At 66.7% G+C, this 7,541-nt stretch carries 15 protein-coding genes and 1 pseudogene; all 16 read left to right on the top strand.

The features are described 5' to 3' along the window. The coding region (locus Q0L54_RS09185; RefSeq protein ID WP_296667460.1) for an EF-Tu/IF-2/RF-3 family GTPase at positions 1-482 on the top strand (482 nt) is incomplete at its 5' end. A gap of 240 nt (positions 483-722) precedes the next feature. Next, entirely contained in the window at positions 723-1,031 is a 309-nt protein-coding gene (rpsJ, locus tag Q0L54_RS09180) for a 30S ribosomal protein S10 (protein ID WP_042213186.1), read from the top strand. Between the two features lie 25 nt (positions 1,032-1,056). Beyond that, on the top strand, positions 1,057-1,719 hold the full coding sequence (gene rplC / locus Q0L54_RS09175; protein WP_296667457.1) for a 50S ribosomal protein L3: 663 nt from the start codon (positions 1,057-1,059) through the stop codon (positions 1,717-1,719). 5 nt (positions 1,720-1,724) lie between these two features. Then, positions 1,725-2,372, top strand: coding sequence for a 50S ribosomal protein L4 (rplD, locus tag Q0L54_RS09170; RefSeq protein WP_296667456.1), 648 nt, complete (start codon positions 1,725-1,727; stop codon positions 2,370-2,372). A gap of 1 nt (position 2,373) precedes the next feature. Further along, positions 2,374-2,679: a 50S ribosomal protein L23 gene (gene rplW / locus Q0L54_RS09165; protein ID WP_296667454.1), complete on the top strand. Its 306-nt coding sequence runs from the start codon at positions 2,374-2,376 to the stop codon at positions 2,677-2,679. Positions 2,680-2,698: 19 nt separating this feature from the next. Further along, positions 2,699-3,538 (top strand): 50S ribosomal protein L2, encoded by an 840-nt coding sequence (gene rplB, locus Q0L54_RS09160; protein ID WP_296667452.1) that lies wholly within the window; start codon positions 2,699-2,701, stop codon positions 3,536-3,538. Between the two features lie 13 nt (positions 3,539-3,551). Next, entirely contained in the window at positions 3,552-3,830 is a 279-nt protein-coding gene (gene rpsS, locus Q0L54_RS09155) for a 30S ribosomal protein S19 (protein ID WP_296667450.1), read from the top strand. A gap of 35 nt (positions 3,831-3,865) precedes the next feature. Continuing rightward, the gene (gene rplV, locus Q0L54_RS09150; protein ID WP_296667447.1) at positions 3,866-4,225 is read left to right on the top strand and encodes a 50S ribosomal protein L22; all 360 of its coding nucleotides are present in this window, start codon (positions 3,866-3,868) and stop codon (positions 4,223-4,225) included. A gap of 11 nt (positions 4,226-4,236) precedes the next feature. Then, the gene (gene rpsC, locus Q0L54_RS09145) at positions 4,237-5,049 is read left to right on the top strand and encodes a 30S ribosomal protein S3 (protein ID WP_296667446.1); all 813 of its coding nucleotides are present in this window, start codon (positions 4,237-4,239) and stop codon (positions 5,047-5,049) included. Between the two features lie 5 nt (positions 5,050-5,054). Beyond that, positions 5,055-5,474, top strand: coding sequence for a 50S ribosomal protein L16 (gene rplP / locus Q0L54_RS09140; RefSeq protein WP_296667444.1), 420 nt, complete (start codon positions 5,055-5,057; stop codon positions 5,472-5,474). Then, positions 5,474-5,689, top strand: a pseudogene (gene rpmC / locus Q0L54_RS09135) (50S ribosomal protein L29); the annotation flags it as partial. The gene rplP and the pseudogene rpmC, both read left to right, overlap by 1 nt. A 33-nt stretch (positions 5,690-5,722) precedes the next feature. Beyond that, positions 5,723-6,010, top strand: a complete 288-nt coding sequence (gene rpsQ / locus Q0L54_RS09130; protein ID WP_296667441.1) for a 30S ribosomal protein S17 — start codon at positions 5,723-5,725, stop codon at positions 6,008-6,010. 58 nt (positions 6,011-6,068) lie between these two features. Beyond that, positions 6,069-6,440 carry a 50S ribosomal protein L14 gene (rplN, locus tag Q0L54_RS09125; protein WP_296667439.1) on the top strand — a complete coding sequence of 124 codons (372 nt, stop codon included), beginning with the start codon at positions 6,069-6,071 and terminating at the stop codon, positions 6,438-6,440. Continuing rightward, on the top strand, positions 6,440-6,778 hold the full coding sequence (rplX, locus tag Q0L54_RS09120) for a 50S ribosomal protein L24 (RefSeq protein WP_296667437.1): 339 nt from the start codon (positions 6,440-6,442) through the stop codon (positions 6,776-6,778). The genes rplN and rplX overlap by 1 nt, the downstream gene beginning before the upstream one ends. Next, a complete protein-coding gene (rplE, locus tag Q0L54_RS09115; RefSeq protein ID WP_296667435.1) occupies positions 6,778-7,347 on the top strand; it encodes a 50S ribosomal protein L5 in 570 nt (189 codons plus the stop codon). Before rplX ends, rplE begins: the two co-directional genes overlap by 1 nt. A 3-nt stretch (positions 7,348-7,350) precedes the next feature. Further along, on the top strand, positions 7,351-7,536 hold the full coding sequence (locus Q0L54_RS09110; protein ID WP_296667433.1) for a type Z 30S ribosomal protein S14: 186 nt from the start codon (positions 7,351-7,353) through the stop codon (positions 7,534-7,536). Positions 7,537-7,541: the final 5 nt, after the last annotated feature.

Here is a 7,541-nt window from a genome sequence, read left to right as displayed (position 1 = left end):
GCAAGCTCAAGATCAACTCGGAGGTCGAGATCCTCGGCATCCGCCAGCCGCAGAAGACCATCGTCACGGGCATCGAGATGTTCCACAAGCAGATGGACGAGGCGTGGGCCGGCGAGAACTGTGGCCTGCTCCTGCGTGGCACCAAGCGTGAGGACGTCGAGCGCGGCCAGGTCGTGGTCGCCCCCGGCACCACCACGCCGCACACCCAGTTCGAGGGCAAGGTCTACATCCTCAACAAGGATGAGGGTGGCCGCCACAACCCCTTCTACACGAACTACCGCCCGCAGTTCTACATCCGCACCACGGACGTCACCGGCGTCATCTCGCTGCCCGAGGGCACCGAGATGGTCATGCCCGGCGACACCACCGAGATGACGGTCGAGCTGATCCAGCCCATCGCCCTCGAGGAGGGCCAGGGCTTCGCGATCCGCGAGGGTGGCCGCACCGTCGGTTCGGGCACCGTCACCAAGATCCTCAAGTAGCACCCTCGATGCGGGGCTCGGCCTTCGGGCCGGGCCCCGCATCGGTGCGTGAGCCGGTTGGCAATCGCATACGGAACATGGCACAATAGACCGGTTGCCCGTTGCGGGCGGCCACACCATCACCCACGACCCGACAGAAATGTCTCAGGCGCGCGTGTGTCGCAGATGAGCGACACGCCCGAGCGCGGGGGTCGGGGGTGATGACCACAGTTGTCACGAGAGAAAAGGCAGAACCACGCCATGGCGGGACAGAAGATCCGCATTCGGCTGAAGAGCTATGACCACGAGGTCATCGACTCCTCCGCCCGCAAGATCGTCGAGACGGTCACGCGCGCCGGTGCGTCGGTGGTGGGACCCGTCCCGCTGCCCACCGAGAAGAACGTGTTCTGTGTGATTCGTTCGCCCCACAAGTACAAGGATTCCCGCGAGCACTTCGAGATGCGCACCCACAAGCGCCTCATCGACATCGTGGACCCGACGCCGAAGGCCGTCGACTCGCTCATGCGTCTCGACCTGCCCGCCGACGTCAACATCGAGATCAAGCTCTAAAGCAAGCGTAAGGACTTCCACCATCATGACTACGACTTCCAATGCCCAGCGCGCGGTCACCGCGCTGCTCGGTACGAAGCTGGGCATGACGCAGGTGTGGGACGCCGAGGGTCGAATCGTGCCTGTCACGGTGATCCAGGTCGACACCAACGTCGTGACCCAGGTGCGAGGCGTCGAGAGGGACGGCTACGAGGCGATCCAGCTCGCCTTCGGCGCCGTTGACCCGCGCCGCGTCACCAACCCGCTCAAGGGCCACTTCGAGGCCGCCGGTGTGACGCCGCGCCGCCACGTCGCCGAGGTGCGCACCGCCAACGCCTCCGAGTACGCGCTCGGCCAGGAGATCACCGCAGAGGTGTTCGAGGCCGGCCAGCTCGTCGACGTGACGGGCACCACCAAGGGCAAGGGCACCGCCGGTGTCATGAAGCGCCACGGCTTCCACGGCGTGGGTGCCTCTCACGGTGCTCACCGCAACCACCGCAAGCCGGGCTCCATCGGTGGCGCCTCGACGCCGTCGCGCGTCTTCAAGGGCATCAAGATGGCCGGTCGCATGGGCAACGCCCGCAAGACCGTCCAGAACCTCCTGGTCCACGCGGTGGACGTCGAGAAGGGTCTCGTGCTCGTCAAGGGCGCGGTTCCCGGCAACAAGGGCGGCGTCGTTCTCATCCGTTCCGCCGTGAAGGGCGCGTGATCGCCATGGCTACCAAGCTGAACGTCGAGCTTCCCGCCGACATCTTCGACGTCGACACCAACGTCCCGCTGATCCACCAGGTCGTGGTGGCGCAGCTCGCCGCTGCTCGTCAGGGCACGCACGCCACCAAGACCCGCGGCGAGGTCCGCGGCGGTGGCCGCAAGCCCTACAAGCAGAAGGGCACCGGCCGCGCCCGTCAGGGTTCGACCCGCGCACCGCAGTTCGCCGGCGGTGGCACCGTCCACGGCCCGCAGCCGCGCGACTACTCGCAGCGCACCCCCAAGAAGATGAAGGTCGCCGCCCTGCGCGGTGCCCTCTCCGACCGCGCCCGCGCCGGCCGCGTGCACGTGGTCGAGGGACTCATCTCCGGCGACGCCCCGTCGACCAAGGCCGCCCTCGCGTCGCTCACCGCGCTCGCGTCGGGCCGCTCGGTCCTCGTGGTCGCCGAGCGCGACGACCAGATCACGTGGCTCTCGCTGCGCAACGCGGCGGGCGTGCACCTGCTCGCCGTCGACCAGCTCAACACCTACGACGTGCTCGTGAACGACGACACGGTCTTCACGCAGGGCGCCTTCGACGCGTTCGTCGCCGGTCCCGCGACCGGCAAGTCCGCGAAGGCCGTCGCCACCGAGTCCGAGGCGGAGGAGAACTGACGTGACCGTGCTGAACAAGGACCCGCGCGACATCATCGTGCGTCCCATCGTGTCTGAGAAGACCTACAGCCTGATGGACGAGGGCAAGTACACCTTCGAGGTGGACCCGCGCTCGAACAAGACCGAGATCAAGATCGCCATCGAGCAGATCTTCGGTGTCAAGGTCGCGTCCGTCAACACCATCAACCGCAAGGGCAAGACGCGCCGCACGCGCTTCGGCCTCGGCAAGCGCAAGGACGTCAAGCGCGCCATCGTGACCATCGCTGGTGGCGGCGCAATCGACATCTTCACTGGCCAGGCCGGCTAGAAGGATCAGGTAACCACTCATGGCTATTCGTAAGTACAAGCCGACGACGCCGGGCCGCCGTGGCTCGTCCGTCGCCGACTTCGTCGAGGTCACCCGTTCGGAGCCCGAGAAGTCGCTCGTCCGCCCGCTGCACAAGAAGGGCGGCCGCAACAACACGGGCCGCATCACCACCCGTCACCAGGGTGGTGGCCACAAGCGCGCGTACCGCGTGATCGACTTCCGTCGTCACGACAAGGACGGCGTGCCCGCGGCGGTCGCGCACATCGAGTACGACCCCAACCGCACGGCCCGCATCGCGCTGCTGCACTACGCGGACGGCGAGAAGCGCTACATCATCGCCCCCGACAAGCTGCGTCAGGGCGACCGCGTCGAGGCCGGTTCGGGTGCGGACATCAAGCCCGGCAACAACCTCCCGCTGCGCAACATCCCCGTGGGTACCGTCGTGCACGCCATCGAGCTCAAGCCCGGCGGCGGCGCCAAGATCGCCCGCTCGGCGGGCGCCTCGGTGCAGCTCGTCGCCAAGGACGGGCCGTACGCGCAGCTGCGCATGCCGTCCGGTGAGATCCGCAACGTCGACGCGCGCTGCCGCGCGACGGTCGGCGAGGTGGGCAACGCCGAGCAGTCGAACATCAACTGGGGCAAGGCCGGCCGTATGCGCTGGAAGGGCAAGCGCCCCACCGTCCGCGGTGTCGTCATGAACCCGGTGGACCACCCGCACGGTGGTGGTGAGGGCAAGACGTCCGGTGGACGTCACCCCGTCAGCCCGTGGGGCAAGCCCGAGGGCCGCACCCGCAAGTCCAACAAGGAAAGCGACAAGCTCATCGTGCGTCGCCGTCGTACCGGCAAGAACAAGCGTTAAGGGAGCCTGAAGAATGCCACGCAGCCTCAAGAAGGGCCCCTTCGTCGACGACCACCTGCAGAAGAAGGTGGACGCCCAGAACGACGCGGGGTCGAAGAATGTCATCAAGACCTGGTCTCGTCGATCCGTCATCACGCCCGACTTCCTGGGTCACACCTTTGCCGTGCACGACGGCCGCAAGCACGTCCCGGTGTTCGTCACCGAGTCGATGGTCGGTCACAAGCTGGGCGAGTTCGCCCCCACGCGCACGTTCAAGGGCCACATCAAGGACGACCGCAAGGGCCGCCGCTAACGCGGGGCGCACGCGAAGGTAAGAGGAGTTAGAACATGGAAGCCAAGGCGCAGACGCGGTACATCCGCGTGACCGCCCAGAAGGCTCGCCGCGTCGTGAACCTGGTCCGTGGTCAGAACGCTGTGCAGGCCGCCGCCTCGCTGAAGTTCCAGCCGCAGGCCGTGGCGCCCGACGTGCGCAAGCTCATCGAGTCCGCGATCGCGAACGCACGTGTCAAGGCCGACCAGGCCGGCGAGCGCTTCGACGAGACCGAGCTCGTCATCAAGGAGATCTACGTGGACGAGGGACCGACCATGAAGCGCATCCAGCCGCGCGCTCAGGGCCGTGCCAACCAGATCCTCAAGCGCTCCTGCCACATCACCGTCACCGTCGCGACCCCGGTCGCAGCCAAGTAAGGGGCCAAGTAATGGGACAGAAGGTCAACCCCCACGGCTACCGCCTGGGCATCACGACCGACCACCGTTCGCGCTGGTTCGCCGACTCGACCAAGAAGGGCGAGCGCTACCGCGACTACGTGGACGAGGACGTCAAGATCCGCAAGATGATGTCGGAGGGCCTCGAGCGTGCCGGCGTGTCCAAGGTCGAGATCGAGCGCACGCGCGAGCGTGTTCGCGTCGACCTGCACACCGCGCGTCCGGGCATCGTCATCGGTCGCCGTGGCGCCGAGGCCGACAAGCTGCGCGCCAACCTGGAGAAGCTCACCGGCAAGCAGGTGCAGCTCAACATCCTCGAGGTCAAGAACGCCGAGATCGACGCTCAGCTGGTGGCGCAGGGCATCGCGGAACAGCTCGCCTCGCGCGTGTCGTTCCGTCGCGCCATGCGCAAGGGCATCCAGTCCGCGCTGCGTGCGGGCGCCAAGGGCATCCGCGTGCAGTGCTCCGGCCGTCTCGGCGGCGCCGAGATGTCTCGTTCCGAGTTCTACCGCGAGGGCCGCGTGCCGCTGCACACCCTCCGCGCGAACATCGACTACGGCTTCTTCGAGGCCCGCACCACGTTCGGCCAGATCGGCGTGAAGGTGTGGATCTACAAGGGCGACATGACGGAGAAGGAGTGGGCCGCCGAGCAGGCGAAGGCCCCCCGTCCCCAGCGTGGCCGTGGCGGTCGTCCCGAGCGCACCGACCGTGGTCCGCGTCGCGACGCCGCCCCGCGGCAGTCCGAGGCCCCCGCGGCCGAGGCGCCTGCCGCTGAGGCTCCCGCCGAGACCGGCAAGGAAGGCTGACAGACATGCTCATCCCACGTCGTGTGAAGCACCGCAAGCAGCACCACCCGAAGCGTTCGGGTGCGTCGACCGGCGGCACGCAGATCTCGTTCGGCGACTTCGGCATCCAGGCTCTTGAGCCCGCCTACGTCACCAACCGGCAGATCGAGGCGGCTCGTATCGCCATGACCCGCCACATCAAGCGCGGTGGAAAGGTGTGGATCAACATCTACCCCGACCGCCCGCTGACCAAGAAGCCCGCCGAGGTCCGCATGGGCTCCGGCAAGGGCTCGCCCGAGTGGTGGATCTCGAACGTCAAGCCCGGCCGCGTCCTGTTCGAGCTCGCCGGTGTTCCCGAGGAGCTCGCCCGCGAAGCCATGCGCCGCGCGCAGCACAAGCTCCCCATGAAGACCCGTTTTGTGACCCGTGAGGGTGGTGACATCTGATGGCCATCGGTACCAAGGACCTCATGCCGTCCGAGCTGGACGCCATGGAGAACGAGCGCCTGCTCGAGGAGCTGAAGAAGGCCAAGGAGGAGCTGTTCAACCTGCGCTTCCAGTCGGCCACCGGTCAGCTCGAGAACCACGGCCGCCTCAAGGCGGTCAAGCGCGACATCGCTCGCATCTACACGATCCTGCGTGAGCGCGAGCTCGGTATCCGCACCGCGCCCTCCGCGAAGGCTTAAGGAACAACTATGTCGACCAAGAATGAGACGACGGCGACCGAGGAGCACCGCGGTTACCGCAAGACGCGACGCGGCTACGTCACGTCGGACAAGATGGACAAGACCATCACCGTGGAGATCGAGGACCGCGTCAAGCACCCGCTCTACGGCAAGGTCATGCGCCGTACCAGCAAGATCAAGGCCCATGACGAGGCCAACACCGCCGGCATCGGCGACCTCGTCGTCGTGATGGAGACCCGCCCGCTGTCCGCTTCCAAGCGGTGGCGCCTGGTCGAGATCGTCGAGAAGGCCAAGTAGAAGGTTCGACCAGGCTCGCTGAAATGTCAGCGAGAACCAGACGACAGGAGACTAGGAAATGATTCAGCAGGAGTCGCGACTGCGCGTCGCCGACAACACGGGTGCGAAGGAAGTCCTCTGCATCCGCGTGCTCGGCGGCTCCCACCGTCGCTACGCCGGCATCGGCGACGTCATCGTCGCCACCGTCAAGGACGCAATCCCCGGCGGCAATGTCAAGAAGGGTGACGTCGTCAAGGCGGTCGTCGTGCGCACCACCAAGGAGCGCCGTCGGCCCGATGGCTCGTACATCCGATTCGACGAGAACGCCGCGGTGATCCTCAAGAACCTTGACGGCGACCCGCGTGGCACCCGCATCTTCGGCCCCGTGGGCCGCGAGCTGCGTGACAAGAAGTTCATGAAGATCATCTCGCTCGCACCGGAGGTCATCTGATGGCGAAGATCAAGAAGGGCGACCTCGTGGTCGTCATCGCCGGCCGTGACCGCGGCCAGCAGGGCCGCGTGCTCGTCGTCGACTCGGAGCGCGATCGCGTCATCGTCGAGGGCATCCAGCGCGTGACCAAGCACATCAAGCCGGGCACCCGCCGCGACAACGCGGAGGGCGGTCTCGTCACCGTCGAGGCCCCGATCCACGTGTCGAATGTGATGCTCGTGGACCCGGAGACCAAGAAGGGCACCCGTGTGGGCTACCGCACGGAAGAGGTTGAGCGGGACGGCCGCAAGCGCACGGTGCGCGTGCGTGTCGCCAAGCGCTCGGGTAAGGACGTCTGATGGCCACCGCGACCACCGCGACCACCGGTCCGCGTCTCAAGGAGAAGTACCGCAACGAGGTCATCGCGCTCCTGCGCGAGGAGTTCGGGCACGAGAACATCAACCAGGTCGCCGGCCTGACCAAGGTCGTCGTCAACATGGGTGTGGGCGACGCCGCCAAGGACTCGAAGCTCATCGAGGGCGCCATCGCGGACCTCACGGCCATCACTGGCCAGAAGCCCCAGGTGACCAAGGCCCGCAAGTCCATCGCTCAGTTCAAGCTGCGCGAGGGTCAGCCGATCGGCGCGCACGTCACGCTGCGCGGCGACCGGATGTGGGAGTTCCTCGACCGCCTGCTGTCCACGGCGCTTCCCCGGATCCGCGACTTCCGCGGTCTCAGCCCGAAGCAGTTCGACGGCAACGGCAACTACACCTTCGGTCTCACCGAGCAGTCGATGTTCCACGAGATCAACCAGGACAAGATCGACCGCGTGCGCGGCATGGACATCACCATCGTGACGTCCGCCACCACCGACGACGAGGGCCGCTCGCTGCTCAAGCAGCTGGGCTTCCCGTTCAAGGAGAAGTAGGACATGGCCAAGACCGCGCTGAAGAACAAGGCCGCCGGCAAGCAGAAGTTCGCCGTTCGCGGCTACACCCGCTGCCAGCGGTGTGGACGTCCGCACTCCGTGTACCGCAAGTTCGGCCTCTGCCGCGTGTGCTTCCGGGAGATGGCTCACCGCGGTGAGCTTCCCGGCATCACCAAGAGCAGCTGGTAAACAAC

Source organism: Demequina sp. (assembly GCF_024642165.1).
In the GTDB taxonomy this organism is placed as follows: domain Bacteria; phylum Actinomycetota; class Actinomycetes; order Actinomycetales; family Demequinaceae; genus Demequina.
The sequence above is the reverse complement of the archived record's forward strand: the minus strand, read 5'-3'. Positions and strand labels throughout refer to the sequence as shown.

Excerpts from the sequence above, each read along its gene's own strand:
- rpsQ (WP_296667441.1), top strand. The coding sequence starts at position 5,723 with ATGTCGACCAAGAATGAGACGACGGCGACCGAGGAGCACCGCGGTTAC.
- rplN (WP_296667439.1), top strand. The coding sequence starts at position 6,069 with ATGATTCAGCAGGAGTCGCGACTGCGCGTCGCCGACAACACGGGTGCG.
- rpsJ (WP_042213186.1), top strand. The coding sequence starts at position 723 with ATGGCGGGACAGAAGATCCGCATTCGGCTGAAGAGCTATGACCACGAG.
- rplP (WP_296667444.1), top strand. The coding sequence starts at position 5,055 with ATGCTCATCCCACGTCGTGTGAAGCACCGCAAGCAGCACCACCCGAAG.
- rplD (WP_296667456.1), top strand. The coding sequence starts at position 1,725 with ATGGCTACCAAGCTGAACGTCGAGCTTCCCGCCGACATCTTCGACGTC.
- rpsS (WP_296667450.1), top strand. The coding sequence starts at position 3,552 with ATGCCACGCAGCCTCAAGAAGGGCCCCTTCGTCGACGACCACCTGCAG.
- rplB (WP_296667452.1), top strand. The coding sequence starts at position 2,699 with ATGGCTATTCGTAAGTACAAGCCGACGACGCCGGGCCGCCGTGGCTCG.
- Q0L54_RS09110 (WP_296667433.1), top strand. The coding sequence starts at position 7,351 with ATGGCCAAGACCGCGCTGAAGAACAAGGCCGCCGGCAAGCAGAAGTTC.
- rpsC (WP_296667446.1), top strand. The coding sequence starts at position 4,237 with ATGGGACAGAAGGTCAACCCCCACGGCTACCGCCTGGGCATCACGACC.
- rplV (WP_296667447.1), top strand. The coding sequence starts at position 3,866 with ATGGAAGCCAAGGCGCAGACGCGGTACATCCGCGTGACCGCCCAGAAG.
- rplE (WP_296667435.1), top strand. The coding sequence starts at position 6,778 with ATGGCCACCGCGACCACCGCGACCACCGGTCCGCGTCTCAAGGAGAAG.
- rplX (WP_296667437.1), top strand. The coding sequence starts at position 6,440 with ATGGCGAAGATCAAGAAGGGCGACCTCGTGGTCGTCATCGCCGGCCGT.
- rplC (WP_296667457.1), top strand. The coding sequence starts at position 1,057 with ATGACTACGACTTCCAATGCCCAGCGCGCGGTCACCGCGCTGCTCGGT.